Raw genomic sequence first — 17853 nt, 5'->3', positions numbered from 1 at the left:
CAGCAAAGTGAAATCGGCGCGATGTCGGTTAACCGTGGGTATGAGCGTAACGCGGGCGTGACAAAGCAGGGTTCGCCGCGCAAATGAAGCGAACCTTGTTGATGCTGGAGGGCAGGGTTTAGCGAGCGGGGCTGATCAGCGTGATGACCGCATCCATCAAGGCCTTGCTGCGTTTGGCTTCAAATCGCTCTGGCTCGATTGGCAGCATCATCATCCAGCCATCACTCAGCGCGCTGAGCTGATCGGCAAGCAGATCGGCAGCAATGTCCTTGCGGATGATGCCTTGGCTTTGTCCCTTGCGCAGAATGCTGGCGAGATCCTCGCGGAAGCGCGAATAACGTTTCTGGATCACGTCGGCAAATACCGGTTCGTGCCGAGCGTGGGCAAGCATCTGAAACAAGGCCAGCCAGCGCGCCGAGTCGTTGGCTTGAGTCAGGTTCAACCACTGCTCGATCATTGGCCTGATATCGACTTTTTCCTGATCGGAAACGAGCAGGTGGTCGAACTCGTCGAACAGACTCTGCGCGGCAGCCGTGATCATTTCTTCTTTGTTGGCAAAGTAATAGGTCACGGCCCCCGTGGTGCACCCGGCATGACTAGCGACCTTGCGTAGAGACGTCCCGGCATAACCTTCCTGGGCAATGACTTCGATGGCTGCGGTCAACAGTTCACCGCGTTTTTCCAGACGATTACCTACCGGACGACCGCGACGTGGAGCGGGCGCGGAATCACTGTCAATGGAGTGCTGACTATCCGTGGAAGGCGCTTGAGCATCATGCATGAGAGAAAGTGATTCCGTTGGTTGAAGGCGTTGAGTCGACAGTGGCTGCGAACGCCATTTTGGCTTGGCACGTCGCGATCATGCAATCGTTCAGATTCGACCGCTGCCAATCACCGCGACGGCCCGGACTTCCACGCGCAAGCCCGGCATTGCCAGTTGGGAAATGCCGACAGCGGTCCAGGCTGGATAACGTTCAGGGAAGTATTCGTCCTTTACCTGTCCAAAGGCGTGCACTTCGGCCTGCAGGTCTGTATGAAACGTCATCAGCTCGACCACGTCGGCCAGGCTTGCGCCCGCAGCTTCGAGGATGGTCCGCAAGGATTGAAATGCCAGATGGGATTGCGCCTGGATGCCGTCGGCCGGAACCATGGCCTCGTCGATACCGACCTGACCGGACACCCAGATCATGTTGCCGACGCGTGTAGCCTGGGAAAAGTGGAAGTTGTCGTAGATCGCCTGGGTGTGACCAGGGTTGAAGGACTGACGCTGCAGGTCTTGAGTGCTCATGGCGGTGCTCCTCTTATAGTAATTGGCGGAACGTTGGGTGGCGGAAGGCGTCTCCCGCTTTCAGCGTCGACAGCTCTTCAGTGAACAGCACGCCTTGTTGCGGATAACCGCCGGCGCTGTGTTCTGGCAAGGGATGGAAGGTGGCGTCGTCGCCAAAGAAACGGAAAACGAAGGTGTGACGGTCCGGGAAGGCTTCATCCACCGGAGCGCCGCCATGCAGCGAACCCGGATGCAGCAGGAGGATATCGCCAGGCTCGGTGGCCCACGAAATGATCTCGAATACCTCAGGATCGTTTTGCCGCAAAGCCTCGATGTCCGGCAGGCGTGGCAATGCATCGCCGCCATGCAGCGGTTGAGTCGGATCATTCGGGTCGCGAAACGTGGTGCCGTCGTAGCGTGGTCCTTTGTGCGAACCTCGAACGATTTCCAAAGCGTTTTTCTTCGGCACTGATTCAAAGCTGATCCAGGCATTCGCCCAATGGTTTCCGGCCCAAGGCAGATAAGACGTGTCCTGATGCCAAAGCGTGCGAGAACCGCGTCCACCTGCTTTGAGAAACACTTCTTCGGCGAAGTACCACACATTCTCCGAACCCCAGAGCTGCGCAAACAGCTCGCCAAAGGGTAGGGAAGCCACCAGTTCTTCGAGACGGGCCTTTGCAACGGGATTGGCGTTGTCGACGTGCGACTGTTGCTCCGTTCCGTCGAACATTCGAGTCGCATGAGGGCCATGATTCTCAACAGCCCAGTCGTAGGCTGCACGGCACTCGGCCAATTGATCTTTGCTCAGAAAACCTTTGATCAGGACGGCCCCGTCTTCCAGGAACGCCTTTCGCACAGAGAGTTGCATGAGAGCTTTCTCCTCGAAAATGCCACTTGGCGATTTCGATGCTAGCAGGCGATAAGATTAAACACAACAGTCGTTATCTTAATAATGTTATTATCAATGAAGGCCTATGCAGATGCTCTGCGGCGGGGCCCCGGTGATCACTCGCTGATGATCGGTCGCTCAACCGCACCGTGGGTCTGAGGCTGCACACACTTAATCAAGGTCCTAATGCTGAGCTTTTATGGAAAACCCAGGTCTCGTTAAAACACTGCTAGTTGAGGACGATCAGAGGCTGGCGAAACTCATCACTAAATTCCTGGCCCGGCATGGTTTTGCGGTGCAAGTGGTTCGCCGGGGTGACCAGGCATTGGCGGCCATCGCTGAACTCAAGCCACAAATCGTCGTACTTGAGCTCCTGCTGCCAGATCAGAACGGACTGCACCTGTGCCGTCGGATTCGTGATGGTTTCGATATCCCCATCATCATCTTGACTGCCAAGGGAGATGACAGGGATCAGGTTCTCGGCCTGGAATCCGGTGCCGACGACTATGTAGTCAAACCTGTCAAGCCATCGGTATTCCTGGCTCGGTTGCGCGCTTTACTGCGACGCCATATCCCCACGAAGCAACCGACAGCGCTCGACATCCTCGAATTCGGTCAGCTGTCGATCGATCGCAGTGGCCGGGTAGTGAGCCTGGCCGATCAGAGAATCGATCTGACAACCATGGAGTTCGAACTACTGTCCTTGCTGGCCAGTGCGGCGGGCACACTTTTTTCTCGCGACGAAATCCTCAACCGTATCCGCGGCATTCCTTTCGACGGGATCAACCGCAGCGTCGATGTTCACATCAGTAAATTGCGCGGAAAGCTCAATGACAACCCTCGAAATCCAGAGCTCATCAAGACGATCTGGGGCAGGGGCTACCTTTTTAATCCGTTTGCTTGGGAGGCATAGATAAGTATGAAAAAGGACGTGCTGATTTTGCTGTTTTTTGTCTGGATTCCGGCGTCGCTGTATTCAGTTTACGGCTGGCACCAAATGCAGGAAAGACAAATCATCGACCTCGATCAGTTAACAGGAGAGCCAGTTAAAACATACTTATTAAAAAATATCACACTGACTGCCAGTGATACCGCGACGTTCTCGTGCACGATAAAAAAAATTCACACGAAATAGAAACGCGGATGTATAAAATGCAGGAGGGCCGCTCTATATGTCAGGGGCAGACTGGGAATCCCGAGCCCCCGCGCTAATCTTCCCGGAAAAGCGGGCGTGAGCAGCCGCGAATGGAAGCTTGATCTTCATGTGTACTCGCCCCACGGTCGAGTTACTTAATGCCGTGAAAGTTATGCCTGAAAACGCAGTTCTAATCCGGACTGAGGAGCGTAAGCGATCATTGAAAGCTCATGCGCAACGGGAAAGTTAAGCATTAATGATGTACACGGATAGTTATGTTTTAGGCAGAGAGGAAGCATGCCTCAGCTTTAATAGAAACTAACTCGACTAAATGACCGTTTAGTCGAGTTATTACAGAATGTATTGAAAATCAATGGAGCAGGCCATGAATCCGAGTCAGATCAGTGCGTCGAACCTGATTGCATCACTGGACCTTGAACCTCATCTTGAGGGCGGCTATTTCCGCAGGACATACCAGGCTGATCACCGGAACATGCTTGAAACCACGAGCGGCTCACGCTTTCTGATGACGTCGATTTACTACCTGCTTACCGAAGATTCACCGGTCGGCCAGTTTCATTTCAACCATTCGGACATCCTGCATTATTTCCATCTGGGCGATGCCATTGAGTACAGTTTGATCCTTGAAGACGGTTCACTGCAGACGTTGGTGATGGGCAGCGATGTTCTAGCCGGACAACATTTGCAATTGCACGTACCGGGCGGAATCTGGAAAGCCTCCAGATTGCTGAATGGTTCGAACGGATTTGGTTTGATTAGCGAAGCAGTTTCACCAGGCTTTGATTTCGCCGATATGGAAATGGGGAGTCGGCAGAAACTCACAGCGCGGTATCCGCAGCATCGAGCGCTGATTGAAAAGCTGACGCGTGCCGAGGATTGAGAGCGGTGTGGCCCTCCTTTAAAAGTGGTTAAACGCTCAATCCCTTAGGATCCGTGGCTTCTAGCGATTCTGACTTCTAAAAATGGCTGAAAGCATAGATGCATTAGTGGATTTGATCATTTTATATTGAGTGTCATCTTAGCCCGTAAATGCGGGGGCGGGGCTGAAATAACCTCGATGTCCTGGTTTTGGAAATAGAATCCAACCAATTGATTTGTAGAGGTTTTTTTTAAAGATTTAAGCCCGGCACTCCCTGAGAAATGTGCCAGTTCTAAAAGTCCAGAAAGATCGCTTCCGGTTCCCTTTGCAAAGCTGTTTATTCAGGAGCGTTTGCTAACACGGGATATCAAGGAGTAATCCAAAGCCGCATAGGTTGCTGGAGGGAACATTCGTCAACGTTTACCTCAGTTGGCTACGAAAGGGGGGGGGAAAGGTGCTAGATGACCCCTTGCTATGCCATTGAATGAAGAGTGCGGCTCACAGGGTGAGATAACAAGCGCCTTGATAGACCGACTGGACTCGCTGTCAATATAAGTAAAAGCAGCTTTTTTTTACTCAATAGTGAGCCTTTTGGGCCGTCGAATGCGGCGTCTAGGACACCAATTTACAGAGTTGTGTCATTATCTTGGCGGTATTCCGAGTTGCAAGCTCCAAGAAGCGCTTCAAAAGCTGTCAATTGACTCGGGCCTAGCTCAGGAAATAAATCGTCCCAACATGAATATAGTTCATGCGCAAGGAGCTCCGGTTTGATATTTATTCATTTTGTTTGCATATATTGAATATATTGACACTTCAAGCGGCGAGCGGAAAATATTATTCAATAATAATGCATGAGTAGTGAACTCGGGACGCGCAGGTGCTTGGCTCGTTTATTGCTGAGCGCGGCTTTGTCAATTAAGTATATTTGTTTGAGCTTTGTGTCAATTAACACAATATTAGTTAAAATTCTTCGTGAATAAATGCAATTAATGTCAGTGGCTCACGAGAAACAGTTGATGTCTAACGCCAATTTAATGACCATTGACAAGCTCGTTAGATATGGAGCTATGCTTGAGCACCTGAAATTTAAAACAGTCGGTGTCGAGTCTTTATTTTGCAACCCATCGTCGAAGGAAACTTAGTTAGCTTTGAGGAGAAGGTATACCGTGTAGCAACTTGTGGTGCTGACGGTGTTATTACCCTAAAAAGCCTTGAAAGTGAGCACTCCTTTGATGTGCTATTTACTCAGGTAAATCTGGTTGAGGTCGATCAAGAAAAGCATAAGCTATACGATGATCGCCGATTGATTTGGTTGGAACAAACAGAGATCAATCCGAAAGAGTTAGCTATTGCCTCGGATCGGGCAAAAAACATTAACGGCTACTTACAGGGCGATGTATCGCGAGCAGAACTCATCGAGAAACTCGGCTCATCAGAAACAACGATTCGACGTCTATTGAAAAGATATGACCCAGAGCTTGGAGCTGTTTCTCTTGTCAGAAGTATCAGAGGGCGTAAAAAAAATTCGCGATTGCTGTCTGATATTCAAGAGAAAGTCATGGAGAAAGCAATTTCGAAACGCCTTAGTGACAAGACTAAAAAATTAGAGGCGTTTGCTTCTCTTTGGGAATATGTTGACTCTCTATGTCACACCATGGGCGTAAAAACCCCGAGTCTTAATGCTCTTAAGCGAAGGCTTGAATCGTTCGGGCAGAAAGCCGTTTACTCCCTTCTGCACGGCAGAGAGCCGATGCTTCAAAAGTTTGATCTGAAACCAGGGATGATTGATGTAGATACCATACTTACTATGGTGCAAATCGATCACACACGGGTGGACGTAATTATCTGCGATGAGCATGGTCGACCACTCATGCGGCCTTGGCTGACGGTTGTTATCGATCTTAAGAGTCGCGTTATTCTTGGTTACTATCTTGCACTCCACCCGCCGAGCTCCCTCAGCGTTGCCATGGCGATGCTTTCTGCCTGTTTTCCTAAGCAAGCCTTTCCAATTGCTCTCGGTGGTGGTCAGAATACTCGCCACAGGTTCTGGGGAGTGCCTGGTGCAATTGGTATGGATAACGCTGCGGAATTTACTAGCCCAGAACTTGAAGCTACCCTGCAATATTACAAAATCGTCCCCATGCTGCGGCCTGTTGGCAAAAAGCATTACGGAGGGCACGTTGAGCGAATTATTGGTACGCTGATGGGCAAGGTGCATCTTCTGCCAGGTACTACCTACTCGAATGTGTTGAAGAAAGCAGACTACGACTCTGCCAAGCATTCAGCTATGACCTTTTCAGCGTTTTGTGAGTGGTTCGCAAACGAAGTGGCGATCTATCATGGGCGTGCTCATGAAGGGTTGAACAGACTTGCGCCGTTCGAGGTTTGGGATGCAGAGATGTCCAAAAAGGGGCCGGATTATGTTCCTCCAATGCCGGGCAACTTTAAAACTTTTGCTCTCGACTTCTTTCCAAGTGTGCTACGAACCGTGCAACCAAAGGGTGTCGAGTTTAGTAGGTCATTTTACTCTTCGGCAATACTCAGTAGGTTGGTCGGATCACGACTTTCGTTTAAGTATAATCCATTGAACTTTTCAAAAATATGGTTACGCCAAGATGGCCGGTATCATGAAATTCCTTATTCTGATCTGACGAAAACACCTGTCTCGTACAGCGAGTACTGGGCATTTTCGCGACCGCGCGACCGTCGCCCGGGAACACTGGTGGACGAGGAGTTGCACCAAGTTCGCTTGGAGAATTATGAGTTAGTGGAAAACTCAAAGTCTACTACCAAGCGACTCCGGCAAAACGTCGCCAAGAAAGTTACGGCCGCTGAAACTATGTCTTTTCTTTCCTACGGCGGAGAAGGGGATTTGCTTCAGGGGAATACCAAAGAACTGAGCTCTGATCAAACTCGAAAAAAACTTAAGTGGGAAGACTGAGAATGGATGGGGAGCATTTACATGAGAGCCGGCGTTACGCTTTGAATCTGTCAGTTGACGAGCGCTGTCAGATTATTCGGCAGAATATTAAGGTCGACACCGAGCACCTGCTCACCGTGTCTAACATTGTCCACAACATGCTTAGCATCGTACGCGGCAGTATGGAGGCTCCGTGTCTAGTCGTATCTGCCGGATCTAATCATGGAAAGACCACGATTTGCGATGCGGTCAGGGGGATGGATGAATCATGGCGTCATAAAATCAGGTATGTAACCTTTGTAAAGGATACTAGTAAGACAAAGCCTATGGTGAAGCTTTTGACGGCTTTGGGCATGGAGCCTGGAAAGGCTGGGATACCCATTAGCATGGTAGCCGAATACTGTATCGCTAACGGTATCCGCGGTTTATTTATGGATGAGTTTCATGACTCTATCAAGGGGCTTTCTAAGGGCGAGCAGGATACATTTCTTTCCTTACTGAGGGGGTTATGCGGGGCACCTACTTACCTAAGTTTTTTTGTTTTCGGTACCGATGATGCTCTCAATGCACTCGCAATTGACGCCCAGTACGTCCGCCGATTTGAGCTCTATGAGCTTACTCCTTGGTCGAGAAACGATGCAGAGTATCTGAACTTTTTAGATACTTGGGAGGAGATCCTTCCGCTTTCAAAGAGGTCGCATCTTTCTTCTAAGTCGATGTCCGACTATATTTATACTAATACTCTGGGGGTTATAGGAAATATTTGCACGTTACTCCGAGCGGCTGCTTGCCTAGCAGTGACATGGGGCGATGAGAAAATTACACTTGAAAGCTTGCAGGCTGCTACACGTTCGAAGTGGAATACACGCGTACGACCAAAGAGTGCTGTCGAGTGAAATATCTATTGTGTCCAAAACAGTATCGAGCTGAACAGAATGTCTTGGCAGGTTTTTCCGCTAACGTACCAATTATTCTAGGTGGGGAGACTTGGACAGGAAAAACCACTGTTACCAAGCGGTTGCTTAAAAATGCCGATCGGGCACAAGTGTATACTGCTTATGTGCCAGGAAGGTTTACTAAGGCATATGGTAACGTCTACTTGGCATTTGCGGCAGCTCTAGGCCTTCCCTTGAACGGTCATTTTATGTCTTTTCGAAATATCGAACATGCACTTGACGATCTGATTGGTGGTCGAGAGTTTCGTCTGGTGTTTGACGATGCAAATGTTCACTTTGGCGGCGGTGCGGAGCAAAAAAATAATTCTATTGATTTAGTCGGGGCCTTGCTACAGCGATTTCAGAATTTAAAGATATTGGTTGTGTCTGGGCCTAATATTTTAGATGGAGATCTGAAAAAGGTCGTTACTAATGAGGCCCGCTATGTCGATATCGGCTTGTGGCAGGATGATCACCAGTTTCGAACCTTCATTTCACGCGTTGGGGAGGCATGTGGCTTCAAACGTTCTCAATTGCAAAATGACGATTTCATCGAGGATCTTTTGGTTACATCTCATGGTGCCAGTGGAGCTCTCATTCAAATCCTTCAGATGCTAGCGCGTAACGCCAGTTACAAAGCTTGTCCATCTTTACCAATCCAATGCCTGCGTAACACGTGGAGTTTCTAAATTGCTCGACGAGTTCTCATCAGGGGCAGCGCCTCGTTTCGTTCTGGGTGAAACGCTTCTTTCCTGGGTGATGCGGGGGCTTGTCCACAACAAGCTTCGAAACCCTCACCTATTTCGCGAGGCAATCAATCGAGGCCTGTCTGTCCCCAAGCGCGTGCTTCCCGGGATAGTGGGATCGTGGCCGTTCCCCGCATTCGAGGACATTGAGTTTGATTGCACCACCGAGCTTTTCAGAGTGATGCGTGCAACCTATGGTACCGATGAGGTCTTACTGCGGCAGCTATTTGCCGCCCGTCAGTCTCGTTTGATTCACATCCATTACCGACACGCCTACTGTTCTACATGTCTCAAAGAAAGTATGCGGAGAACAGGTTTTCCCATTTGGCGCCAATCATGGTGCTACACGACCACTGCATTTTGCGTTGATCACAGACGCATGTTGATCAGGCCTCGGAACACTTTAACCCCAGAAACGCGGATCTGGGATGCTTACATCTATTCAAAAGGGGAGCGGTCAGTGAAGCACTCTTTATCTGATCGGCGGATTGCGGGAATCACAATACGCGTACAGAAGTGGATTGAATCTCTAGTGGTTGGACAAGCACTCAATGACGGGGTGGAAATTCTGTATGGACTGCTGCTTGCGAAGAGGACGGCGTTTGCACCCGGTGGGATAGCCTCAGCAGGGTTTTCTCGCACGCAGCAACTCCTGTGCAAAGTAAACTTGGATCTGCATGAGCGCATCGAATTCGGATTGAATGACAGCGATCCGTACCAACGGATGGGAGCTTCACTATTGATCGGATGGTTGAGCGGTATTGTTTCACCAGCAGAAATAGTTTATTTGGGGCGCCATAACTATTGCGTCCGAAGCACGCTGCCGCCCTCACCGCGGCAATTGGGGCGCTTGGTAGCTCTAGCGCTGAGTGCAGAGGAAGCGATGGTTATTCGAGAGAAACTCGTCAACCTGAGGGAGATATCATCCACCATGATGTCGAGTTTTTTGGAGGGCTTCGGTGAAGCCGCATCCCGCTCCTTTCGTTCAAACCGACCAAAGCGTTAAATTGTCCACGCCTTAATGGGCCAAATCGTTCCGCAGGATATGAGGTCTTCAAGATCAACATTGTCGGAAGGCCACCTCCTGCGCTGGAAGGCCTGACATCCTCGACTAACCGAGGGGGGGGCGGTGTCGAAGCTCTCCAGCGCGCAATAACGCACCCCAAAGCTTCGTGAGCGCTTCTCCATGTCCACGGCAGATGCCTGAAGGTGGTCTACAGTGAGTTGGATTTTCAACAAATCCGGCCACGAGACCCCGATATGAATCGCAACGCCCGGCGCCGCTACGAAAAAGAATTTCCAAAGATCTTGCGCAAGGATGGGGACAACTGTGGCGTGTGCCGTGCACCGCTGACACACAACGCCCAGACCTTCGGCGGCCTACTGCCGAATGGGGAGACTGTGCTGACGTCGAACTGTTGTGTCCGCAAGCTCGAAACGGTCATGGGGTCTGGGGTTTACATCAACCAGAACACAGATGCCATCGTCAGCGTGCTGGAACAAGTGCCTGGTGGGCAGATGCCTGCTCCAGATATTTTCGCCGCTGTCGATCGCATGCGCTCAGGTGTTGATGCCATCGATGCCATGACGAAAGAAGTGATGCGCAAAGGTGGCATGGTCACCCAGCCTACGGGCATCTCGCTCAATGATACTCCCTGGAAATCTGACGACGCTGCCTGGTTCAAGCGAAATAAAGACCGCACTCATCGTATGCGGCCAATGCATCCTGGGGAGCGTGAGCAACTTCCGCCTAACCTCAAGCAGTTCCAGATACCCGATGGACATCGCTTCGAGATCTTGGTGCGTCAGATCGTTAGAGGTCAGCGTATTCGTTCGCTGTTCTGTCGGAACCTAGAAATCGACATCCCTGACAGCGACGAGGTTATCCATGCAATCTTCGACATGGTGACTGCGGGGAGAGGGGATGGTGTTATTCGCCCCGAGCGGATTGAGGCTATCGCCGAGGAGTACCGCCGTTCTGCGGCTGCTCCCAAGCATTGAATGATGCAAAGCTGCTTGCTCCGACCTCAGACCTGATCCACGACAGCTGTCGTCAGGCGGTATCTCCCACTGCCTGGTTTTCATGAGTGGGGGTTCAGTCGGCATAGGTTGGTGGAAGTGCGAGAGGTTGATCAGGTGCTTTTCAGCCTAGGGTATATGCGCCGAGCCCAACACTGCCGGCAACAATCCGGAACGCAAATCCCCATCGCTCGGCTGCTGATATGCTCGGTTACGACTCAGGCACGATGGGGCGTATCGTGCTGACGATTCTGCCTGTGAAGGTTTATCCCTTTTGCCAGTATCGTTGAACAGTCGATGTAGGCAAACCCAATTCGCGCGCAGTTTCAGCTTGTGTCAGGCCCTGCTTTTTCAGTTCAACAACGGCACTCACCTTCTGAGCATCCGCTCGAGTTCCTCGAGATCGTTTTTTCAATGCGCCGTCTTGAATCTGATCCTCCATGATTTTAAGGCCGCCCGACTCGATGAAGCTTTGAAGCTCTCTTTGCGCATTTTTTATCAAATGTTCAGGAGCCTCTTTGTCACGGATCGCCAAGCACAACGCCAATAGAGTCAGAAGGTTGATATCGAGCGCTTCGGCGATCTTGAGAAGGGTAGGTAGCGTCGCCTGGATTTTCCCTTGCTCGAGCAAGCTAAGGTTGCTCTGGCTGATGGTTCCCGCCAGGGCCTCATAACCCAATCCTTTCATTTGCCGGATGGCGCGCAGCGTGACGGCTAGCTCTTCCTTCACGTTCAATTTCTCAAAATGAAGGATAGAGCCATACTCGCGACGGCTCACCAAATATCTCTAATTGTTAATGGTGGGATATTTGCTTATGATGGCCATTCAACAGGATGCATAGCGCCAAGGAATCGCGTGCCTTTCGGCAGCATCCCTATCCGGTTGCCAGAAGCATGAGCAGGGTCAATCGAAGGCTGCCTTCGCTGAGCTTATTCAGAGCTTGGCAGGGTTTGAAATAGGGTTTATCCGCAGTGTTTGTAACCAATAGCAGCAATTTGCAGGGGCAATTTAGAACTCCGGACAGCACTCGAATGCTCTGGAAGTCGGTCGACATCAGTCGGTGCGAGTACTCGTTTCTGATTGAGGGAATGGGATTGGAGAATGGTGGCTTTAGCCCGGTTGCGCACCTCGTTTCAGATGTGGAGACCGTTGAGATGATGCGTGCAGCTGAGCAGGGTGAGTTCCTGATCGTGACGAACATCCATCTAATACTTCCACCCACAAAGCGTGAGCAGGGGTCATACGCAATGGAGCTTCTCTCTGAAATTCGCATCCAGGCGGGCACCGAGGCAAACCCGGTCTACGAGTTCATCACCGGAACGGGTCATATCTACACCAGTGCACGCACATGATGGTTCAAACACTGGAGGCTCCATGTCAGTAACACTTGATGAGATTGCTCAGTTTTTTTACGGAAGTGGAGAAGTCGTTCTTGGTTGGCATGGCGCGCAAGAAGAAATAATAGGGCTCGCCGAAAAGACTTTTCCGGGGAAACCTTTCTGCCTAGTGAAGCAATGGATTATCGCTGATCTCCAGCTCACTCAGGCGGAGCAGGATCGACTCGCATCAATGGGACTGCTACCAAAAGCTGTCTACTCCCATGAGGTCGTCCTGGATAGCCGCCGACGTTTTTCTCCCGGCCACTGGGTGCGCACCAACTTCGGAATTTCGCATGACCACCCATGCTTGTTTGAAACCAAAAGCACGGTCTACATGTTGCTTGGTGATGGGTTAAGGAAGTCAGCAGCACTTAGTACCGTTTTCTCGTTTCGACCGTAACCGACTCAACACTTCACCACGCTGCCATTCAGGCAGTGCGATTGACTACGCCTTTAAAAATTGCAGGAGCACGTTTTGATTCGATTTGATTGCCGGCAGGTCACTGGAGTGATCGAGAAGCCACGAGTGATTGCTACCGAGCAGGGGACTGTGACCGCGCGCATCGTTATCGATGGGCAGGTATTGCCGAATGTTTTGCTGCCAGGAAAGATTTTTGAAGAGATTGAGGCGGGGGAGCGAGTGACCCTGTACGGCATCTTCACGAAGAAAAAAGACAAGGCTGAAAACAAAGCCATCATCTACGCAGTAAAGGGTTCGAGCGGCAAGCTTGTCGCGGCGAAGCAGTACCAGATCAAAGTACCGATTCTAATGCTAGCTGCAGCGGTACCCTTGATGATTGCGGTGGCCGTTGCTGGTTGCTTCATTTCGCCTTATCCGATCCACCTCGTAACGGGTAGCGTCAACCCGAGTTATCTCGTTCCTGCGACGTTTAAGGCTGCGGCTTGGGAAGGAGTCGCTGCTGGCGTGTTCATGGTTGGATGTGCGATCAACTTTATTCGAAAAAGTAGCCAACCGGAAAGCTGGACGGTGATCGATGCTGCGACGCTTTCTCAGCGCTTCAGTAAGGTGTTTAAGTAAGCGCTTCATAGCAAGTCGTCCCCTGTGGTGAAGGCTTTCTAAGCGAAGGAGAGGTGGCACGTGGAGATCGATGATTTCGAGCGCGAACGACGTCGCAAGGCAGTGGCTGAGGTTCTTGCTTGTCAGGTACTCGATGGTGTGAGGCCTTCCTCTTCGCACCTTGCTGAGATGCAGCGATATGCGGATGGCCTAGTCAGTCTTGACGAGCTACTGACGGAGTTGATTGAGTGCCTACTGCAGTGCTCTCCAGGGGAAGCAGATTGCTTTCAGGAGGGCCGGCTTTGAGAGTTCTTTACCATGCTTGATTCGAACGGCCCGACAAGCAGCCGGCTGACGCCGAATGATCGAGTTCTATTTCTCGATTTTGATGGTGTGCTGCACCCAGACGACGTTTACCGAACCCGAAGTGGTTTGGTGTTGCGTGCACCCGGGCAACTCATGATGCATGCCGGAATCCTTGTCGAGATACTGAGGGAGTTTCCTCAAGTCAAAATCAGCTTATCGACAAGCTGGGTGCGCATCCTCGGTTACCGCCGTGCATGTGCGGCCTTACCGTCAGAGTTGCAGGTTCTCACCGTGAGCAGCACATGGCACTCAAGGATGCCCAAGGCGCCTCTCGATGGCTATGACATGTACAGCCGCTATCAGCAGATCCGTGCTGCAGTAACCAGGGCAGGCCTGACGAATTGGATCGCCCTGGATGATGATCCTTTTGAAAGCTGGCCAGATCACGATCGACGGTTGATTCGCACCGATCCTAACTTGGGCCTTAGCTCATTGCAGTCCCAGGAGGAGGTGCGGGTCAAGCTGAGAGCCTTGATGAGGACGTAAGAACACCCCTCAAGACGCTTTGGAATTGCTGCGAAGGCATGAGTTTGTTGCTTCAGTAACCGTATTCGTTCAGCAATTTGCGCAGGAATTCACGCCGCCATTGAGCGATACACAGAATTAGGTAATCACGCTCGTAGTCCTTGGTAGAGAGGTGCCCGGCATCTACAAGACCATGGATGTAGCCTTCCGCTTTGCCTCTCGCTTCGAGAAGTGCCTCTATTGTGGTGCTTTGGTAAATGTCTTCAGCCAGCAGTCACCACCGTTTCTTCTGGTGCTGCCAGATTGGATCGTCCGAAAATTTTGGTGCGTTGATCAGGGTGTTGAAATCAGCTCCTGCGTCGACTGGGTTCATAGCGGATTCTCAGAACAGTGATGTCTGTGCCGAGGCTACCATGCGCACATTTAATGGCTTGCTGTTGGCTGGTTTTTGTAGGCGCTGGCGCGAAGTAACGACTTCAATGATGGCGCAGGCTTTCGATGGCGCCTTTGAAACCTGGAGTTCGATATGGGACACTTCAGCCTAGAGGATATCTACCCCGATGACGTAGAAAAATATGGTCATATGCGGGTGGGAATGACCGACCTCTATGTAAAAGACAGTCACGCCATTTATGGCGTGGTTACGCTTGGCGAATACCGCGAGCTGACCAGCAGGTTACTGCGTGACGAAGCGGTGCAAGTGATCATCAGCGCTAAGCTCGCCGCGTTGCCCGAGGACTACGATCCGTGGATCAGGAGGATCGAGCGCAATCGCGCCTTACACGCCAGGTATGGGGACAAATTTGATCCCTGGAGAGACGACTGACAGCTCCCCGCGTCCAATCACGAATGCAGCGCTTCATCTTACTCGGCCGACCTGGTGATTACGCTCGTCGAAGAACCATCGATACTGTAAATCGCGGGACGAATACGGATAGGGACTTAGGCGAAAAGGCGGCTACATCAGCGCCGACGCCTTGTTGGAAAACAGAAAGTGCTTGGCTCTCAGGACTTGTTTCCGACCACACCTCAGAAAAATGAAGTGGGTGATTAGACATGATGACGACACGGCGTATTGCGATATTCAAATGCCGCTGGTTCAAGGTAAGGAACTCTTGCAGCTTGTGACGGCATTGCGTGAGTCGGGATTCATCCCAATCTTGATGTCGTCTTCACTCATATTCAGCTTGAGCTGACTACCTCGATTGATATTGTTGAGCATCCATTGACTTGAGGCGCGGGAGAGCCAGATATCCTGTGGCAGGAAACTCTGCTCCTGCTGAACCTATTGAGCTGGAGCCTTCGAGGTATCATTGTCTGAGGAAATTGTCAGACACTTGGAAGTAAGCAATGAGTGAGAAGGTAGTGGGTGCGCGTTCAGGGACTGAGTTTACGAAGGAGGATATTTTCAATCCTTTGCTATACCCGAGAATGAAGGACGAGCCATTGCTCAATGAGGATGATGAGCTCGTAGTTCCAGTGAGGAATGAAGGCGCTCCGCATTTTCGCAGGATGGGCAGGCGGTCGTTTGGCAGGGCGGTTGGACGGCGGGAGAACAACCCGACTCATAACGCATGCGTCGACTTTCTTCACCGGCTGCTTGCATCAGAGACCAACGGTGGTGTGGAGATCTCGACCTATGTCTTCGCGGATGACCGGACGTACGAGGAACAGGTGATTTTTTCCACGCTGCCAGGAACGCGATACGTCTGGTTTAAGGAAGGGGATGCTCGCGTGGCGTTTGAAGACGGCTCCTATATTCAGCCTGATTTGGCTGGCCGTGATGCGAATCGCTTTTTTCCGCGTTCGTCCTGTCCGAATGTGATTATTGAGGTGGTGCGCACGCACGAGCCAGACCCTGAGACCTTCAAGCGCTTGTGCCAGCTGTCACTGGAGAACACCCTTGTGGTGTTTTATGTGATAGGTGAGGGGAGTCGAGGAGGGCTGGTCAATAACCATCAGTACAACAGCGTACCGTCGCGTTTGCGGGTATCGATGTATCTGATTTCTGGACAGCCCTACTTGAACGGAAAAGCACTACCGCTTAAGGGCGAGAACGAGAGTATTGAGCACTGGTATCAGTATCTGGTAGATCGTTGGTTCATTGTCGCAAAAGAAAAGGCAAGTCAGCGTCGATAGTTGCGTGTAACGGGTTCTAGTAATGACGTGGCTTTGGCGACCAAGGCGGCCATTTTTGCGTGGGTTGTATACGCCCCTCGCCAGTAGCCTCTGCATTCGACGATGGCCAACGCAAGGGGAGTATTACCAGTCCGAATTGCTGCTTGCAGGTGTTGTTCGGCGATGAGGTTGTACCGTCCGGTTAAGGCTTGCTCTGCAGCTTCGATTGCCTCCGTTTCACTGCGAAAGGTTGATGGTTCTGGAAGGTCGTCGATCGAGAAACTCCAAATATCATCTGGAGAGATTCTCGATGAGTATTCTGTGTCTTGCCAGCTGATCGGTCGTGGCGTATCGGAGTTGCCCTCTTGTATACAGAGTGTGTCCAGCGATTCAGCCACCGTGCTTTTCCTTATCTTGATGAAGGGGATGGCGGGGTGCTCCGTGGTGTTTCGCATCGTGGTTCTCTCATCTGAGGTGTCCTCCACAGCCTTACTAGCTGGGGTCATAATTTAGTGTGCTGTTGGAGCGAGCGACATGGCAACAGCTTCAGTGTTGTTCCGTGGTAGTCCGTATGAATGGAACAGCATTGAAAGATGAATTCTGGCGTGCCCTTGGGTGGGCAGCTGGAGAGTCTCGCTCGCAGGGGAATACCAACTGAATGCATGCACGAACGGATACGCTTCGCTGGTCGCGCCCTTCGGCGTCTCATCCGGGCGGCTGCATCAATGGCTACCTATCTGTTTTAGAGGCGCAAGCTGATACGTTCAATGCTTGCCAGTGAGTAGTCTTCCTCAGGATAGTACGAGCTAGTGTCCTGAGCGGGTAGTTCGTTAATCACAAATGCCCGGAAACAGGGGGCGGATTAATTTAAATAGGTAAACGAATTAACCAATCTGGCCACTAGCGGTTTGGTTTCTCTTCACAAAGCACTGGCGGTTTGTGGAAGCGAGCGGACGGGAGTATGTGGCATTACGGAAGGCAGAGGAGCTGCTGGAAATGATATCTGAGTCAGAAATTGAACAGTCGCGCAGTGCCCAAGATTTGTTGCCTTGGGTTGAGATGAGGATGGACGAAATCGGGCAGACAAAAGAGGGTAAGGATGCACTACGTTATCTGAAAGGTGGGTGCAAGCAACTCGCCGAGGAAGTTTACCCGCTGGCGATCTGGGCATCTGGCTTGGAGAGACCCGAGCACGTCACGATTGAGCCGAAGGTCGGGTCGCAAAATTTCGATGCGGTTGTCACCATGCACGATGGCAATCACTCATTCCATGTAGAGGTCACGCAAGCTCATAAGGGTGACCAAGAGCATTACAGACGTCTGCTTGCTGAGCTGCAGGGGTGGGCCCCAGGGCCATCGCATGATGTGATCAAGCGTGGGACGAAGGCGAGGGGAATCGAGGTTGAGCAGGGCCGGATTTTGACGAGTGTTGAAGCAGTGAAGCGTAAATGTTTTGAGTTGATCACCGACGCTATCCAGCGCAAATTGAAGAAAGAGTATCCCGTAGGCTCGCGCTTGCTCGTCGCTTTTGAGGACATCGTGGTGGCGAGGGCGGATCGCATAAATGAACAGCTGCTTGAGGTGGTAGAGGCTGCTACAGAAGGCAGAGTCTGCTCATTCACGCACATCCACCTGGTAGGAATGAACCGCAGGTTGGCTGTTGATTGGCAGAATGGTAGAGCCAGCAGCTGAGCAAAACGGTCTCCTAATTACTC

At 51.3% G+C, this 17853-nt stretch carries 20 protein-coding genes; 15 read left to right on the top strand and 5 right to left on the bottom strand.

Going from position 1 to position 17853, the window contains the following annotated elements:
- Positions 1-118: 118 nt before the first annotated feature.
- From AC0R79_RS15950 to AC0R79_RS15940, 3 genes are all read right to left on the bottom strand, one after another.
- Positions 119-781 carry a TetR/AcrR family transcriptional regulator gene (locus AC0R79_RS15950; RefSeq protein ID WP_474730521.1) on the bottom strand — a complete coding sequence of 221 codons (663 nt, stop codon included), beginning with the start codon at positions 779-781 and terminating at the stop codon, positions 119-121.
- Between the two features lie 90 nt (positions 782-871).
- Positions 872-1288: a RidA family protein gene (locus AC0R79_RS15945; protein WP_011334149.1), complete on the bottom strand. Its 417-nt coding sequence runs from the start codon at positions 1286-1288 to the stop codon at positions 872-874.
- A 13-nt stretch (positions 1289-1301) separates the two neighbouring features.
- Positions 1302-2135, bottom strand: a complete 834-nt coding sequence (locus AC0R79_RS15940) for a phytanoyl-CoA dioxygenase family protein (RefSeq protein ID WP_474730519.1) — start codon at positions 2133-2135, stop codon at positions 1302-1304.
- A 220-nt stretch (positions 2136-2355) separates the two neighbouring features.
- On the opposite strand from AC0R79_RS15940, the gene AC0R79_RS15935 reads away from it, so the two are divergent.
- The 7 genes from AC0R79_RS15935 to AC0R79_RS15905 all read left to right on the top strand — a co-directional run bounded on the left by AC0R79_RS15935 (position 2356) and on the right by AC0R79_RS15905 (position 10773).
- Positions 2356-3069: a winged helix-turn-helix domain-containing protein gene (locus tag AC0R79_RS15935; protein ID WP_011334147.1), complete on the top strand. Its 714-nt coding sequence runs from the start codon at positions 2356-2358 to the stop codon at positions 3067-3069.
- 607 nt (positions 3070-3676) lie between these two features.
- Positions 3677-4192 (top strand): cupin domain-containing protein, encoded by a 516-nt coding sequence (locus tag AC0R79_RS15930; protein ID WP_474730517.1) that lies wholly within the window; start codon positions 3677-3679, stop codon positions 4190-4192.
- Between the two features lie 1093 nt (positions 4193-5285).
- Complete coding sequence (locus AC0R79_RS15925) at positions 5286-7112, top strand: transposase (protein WP_474730515.1); 1827 nt, start codon at positions 5286-5288, stop codon at positions 7110-7112.
- A 2-nt stretch (positions 7113-7114) separates the two neighbouring features.
- Positions 7115-7987, top strand: coding sequence for a TniB family NTP-binding protein (locus tag AC0R79_RS15920; RefSeq protein ID WP_474730513.1), 873 nt, complete (start codon positions 7115-7117; stop codon positions 7985-7987).
- Entirely contained in the window at positions 7984-8715 is a 732-nt protein-coding gene (locus AC0R79_RS15915; RefSeq protein ID WP_474730511.1) for a P-loop NTPase family protein, read from the top strand. Before AC0R79_RS15920 ends, AC0R79_RS15915 begins: the two co-directional genes overlap by 4 nt.
- A gap of 1 nt (position 8716) precedes the next feature.
- On the top strand, positions 8717-9778 hold the full coding sequence (locus tag AC0R79_RS15910; RefSeq protein ID WP_474730510.1) for a TniQ family protein: 1062 nt from the start codon (positions 8717-8719) through the stop codon (positions 9776-9778).
- A 254-nt stretch (positions 9779-10032) separates the two neighbouring features.
- On the top strand, positions 10033-10773 hold the full coding sequence (locus AC0R79_RS15905; protein ID WP_474730508.1) for a hypothetical protein: 741 nt from the start codon (positions 10033-10035) through the stop codon (positions 10771-10773).
- A 283-nt stretch (positions 10774-11056) separates the two neighbouring features.
- On the opposite strand, the gene AC0R79_RS15900 is transcribed toward AC0R79_RS15905, so the two are convergent.
- Positions 11057-11569: a helix-turn-helix domain-containing protein gene (locus AC0R79_RS15900; protein ID WP_474730506.1), complete on the bottom strand. Its 513-nt coding sequence runs from the start codon at positions 11567-11569 to the stop codon at positions 11057-11059.
- 254 nt (positions 11570-11823) lie between these two features.
- Here AC0R79_RS15900 and AC0R79_RS15895 point away from each other — a divergent pair, with 254 nt between their 5' ends.
- The 7 genes from AC0R79_RS15895 (at position 11824) to AC0R79_RS15865 (ending at position 16159) form a co-directional block, all read left to right on the top strand.
- Complete coding sequence (locus AC0R79_RS15895; protein ID WP_474730504.1) at positions 11824-12144, top strand: hypothetical protein; 321 nt, start codon at positions 11824-11826, stop codon at positions 12142-12144.
- A gap of 22 nt (positions 12145-12166) precedes the next feature.
- Positions 12167-12571: a DUF6957 family protein gene (locus AC0R79_RS15890; protein WP_474730502.1), complete on the top strand. Its 405-nt coding sequence runs from the start codon at positions 12167-12169 to the stop codon at positions 12569-12571.
- Between the two features lie 75 nt (positions 12572-12646).
- Positions 12647-13210 (top strand): hypothetical protein, encoded by a 564-nt coding sequence (locus tag AC0R79_RS15885; protein ID WP_474730500.1) that lies wholly within the window; start codon positions 12647-12649, stop codon positions 13208-13210.
- A gap of 60 nt (positions 13211-13270) precedes the next feature.
- Entirely contained in the window at positions 13271-13495 is a 225-nt protein-coding gene (locus AC0R79_RS15880) for an antitoxin VbhA family protein (protein WP_474730498.1), read from the top strand.
- 12 nt (positions 13496-13507) lie between these two features.
- Positions 13508-14041, top strand: a complete 534-nt coding sequence (locus AC0R79_RS15875) for an HAD domain-containing protein (RefSeq protein ID WP_474730496.1) — start codon at positions 13508-13510, stop codon at positions 14039-14041.
- A gap of 505 nt (positions 14042-14546) precedes the next feature.
- Positions 14547-14846: a hypothetical protein gene (locus tag AC0R79_RS15870; RefSeq protein WP_474730494.1), complete on the top strand. Its 300-nt coding sequence runs from the start codon at positions 14547-14549 to the stop codon at positions 14844-14846.
- A 524-nt stretch (positions 14847-15370) separates the two neighbouring features.
- Positions 15371-16159 carry a hypothetical protein gene (locus tag AC0R79_RS15865; RefSeq protein ID WP_474730492.1) on the top strand — a complete coding sequence of 263 codons (789 nt, stop codon included), beginning with the start codon at positions 15371-15373 and terminating at the stop codon, positions 16157-16159.
- Here the strand turns inward: AC0R79_RS15865 and AC0R79_RS15860 are convergent.
- Positions 16147-16536 (bottom strand): hypothetical protein, encoded by a 390-nt coding sequence (locus AC0R79_RS15860; protein ID WP_474730490.1) that lies wholly within the window; start codon positions 16534-16536, stop codon positions 16147-16149. The two genes, AC0R79_RS15865 and AC0R79_RS15860, sit on opposite strands and share 13 nt — an antisense overlap.
- A 598-nt stretch (positions 16537-17134) precedes the next feature.
- On the opposite strand from AC0R79_RS15860, the gene AC0R79_RS15855 reads away from it, so the two are divergent.
- Entirely contained in the window at positions 17135-17830 is a 696-nt protein-coding gene (locus AC0R79_RS15855; RefSeq protein ID WP_474730489.1) for a hypothetical protein, read from the top strand.
- The last annotated feature ends 23 nt before the right edge of the window (positions 17831-17853 follow it).

The organism is Pseudomonas sp. HD57-3 (assembly GCF_056113135.1).
The sequence above is the reverse complement of the archived record's forward strand: the minus strand, read 5'-3'. Positions and strand labels throughout refer to the sequence as shown.

Coding starts and splice junctions, on each gene's coding strand:
- AC0R79_RS15940 (WP_474730519.1), bottom strand. CDS start 2,135: ATGCAACTCTCTGTGCGAAAGGCGTTCCTGGAAGACGGGGCCGTCCTG.
- AC0R79_RS15870 (WP_474730494.1), top strand. CDS start 14,547: ATGGGACACTTCAGCCTAGAGGATATCTACCCCGATGACGTAGAAAAA.
- AC0R79_RS15875 (WP_474730496.1), top strand. CDS start 13,508: ATGCTTGATTCGAACGGCCCGACAAGCAGCCGGCTGACGCCGAATGAT.
- AC0R79_RS15930 (WP_474730517.1), top strand. CDS start 3,677: ATGAATCCGAGTCAGATCAGTGCGTCGAACCTGATTGCATCACTGGAC.
- AC0R79_RS15890 (WP_474730502.1), top strand. CDS start 12,167: ATGTCAGTAACACTTGATGAGATTGCTCAGTTTTTTTACGGAAGTGGA.
- AC0R79_RS15895 (WP_474730504.1), top strand. CDS start 11,824: ATGCTCTGGAAGTCGGTCGACATCAGTCGGTGCGAGTACTCGTTTCTG.
- AC0R79_RS15935 (WP_011334147.1), top strand. CDS start 2,356: ATGGAAAACCCAGGTCTCGTTAAAACACTGCTAGTTGAGGACGATCAG.
- AC0R79_RS15905 (WP_474730508.1), top strand. CDS start 10,033: ATGAATCGCAACGCCCGGCGCCGCTACGAAAAAGAATTTCCAAAGATC.
- AC0R79_RS15945 (WP_011334149.1), bottom strand. CDS start 1,288: ATGAGCACTCAAGACCTGCAGCGTCAGTCCTTCAACCCTGGTCACACC.
- AC0R79_RS15865 (WP_474730492.1), top strand. CDS start 15,371: ATGAGTGAGAAGGTAGTGGGTGCGCGTTCAGGGACTGAGTTTACGAAG.
- AC0R79_RS15920 (WP_474730513.1), top strand. CDS start 7,115: ATGGATGGGGAGCATTTACATGAGAGCCGGCGTTACGCTTTGAATCTG.
- AC0R79_RS15950 (WP_474730521.1), bottom strand. CDS start 781: ATGCATGATGCTCAAGCGCCTTCCACGGATAGTCAGCACTCCATTGAC.
- AC0R79_RS15855 (WP_474730489.1), top strand. CDS start 17,135: ATGATATCTGAGTCAGAAATTGAACAGTCGCGCAGTGCCCAAGATTTG.